Source organism: Caulobacter sp. GW822-FHT07D08, assembly GCF_058798735.1.
Genome location: NZ_JBXAKU010000061.1, coordinates 1 through 560, shown reverse-complemented (window position 1 = coordinate 560; position 560 = coordinate 1). Strand labels below are relative to the sequence as shown.

Below are 560 nucleotides of genomic sequence, written 5' to 3'. Positions count from 1 at the left end.
GCGACCACGGCCGTTTGCAGCACAAGACCCAGGAGACTGGCCACGACCAGCAGCGCGGCGCAGCCCGCCAGGAGCCGGCGCGGCCAACCTAGCGCCGCGGCGCTGGACGGGCCGGCGGCCGGCAGAGCGTAGAGCGCGAAGAGCGCGCCGCCCGCCAGGGCGAAGCTCGTCACATATTGCACCCAGCGAACAAGGACGACCGCGGTCTCCACCGTCTATTTCACCGTGAAGGTCAAGGTCCCGTCCATGCGGTGGCCGTCGTCGGCCGCAGCCGCGTGCCAGGTGAGCTTGTAGGCGCCCGCCATCAGCCGGCCCTTGGGCGCGCCGGTGATGGTCTTGCGATCGGCCGAGACGCTGGTCTTGACCGGCGCCTTCATGCCGTCGGCCATGGCCAGCTCGAAGCTCGAGAAGGCCGGGGCGAGCTTTTCATTGAAGGTCAGGCGGATGGTCTTGGGCGCGGCGACCGTGGCGTTTGCCGCCGGATCGGAGGCCACCAGCTTGGCGTGGGCGCTGGCCTGGCCGCCGGCCAGGATCGAGGCCGACAGAACGGCGGTGGCGAG

1 protein-coding gene and 1 pseudogene are annotated in these 560 nt (G+C 70.9%); both read right to left on the bottom strand.

The annotated features are described in order from the left end of the window. Nucleotides 1–212, bottom strand: a pseudogene (locus AC1RJ9_RS28390) (copper homeostasis membrane protein CopD); the annotation flags it as partial. A gap of 3 nt (nucleotides 213–215) precedes the next feature. Then, on the bottom strand, nucleotides 216–560 hold a 345-nt coding region (copC, locus tag AC1RJ9_RS28385; RefSeq protein WP_492870923.1), incomplete at its 5' end, for a copper homeostasis periplasmic binding protein CopC.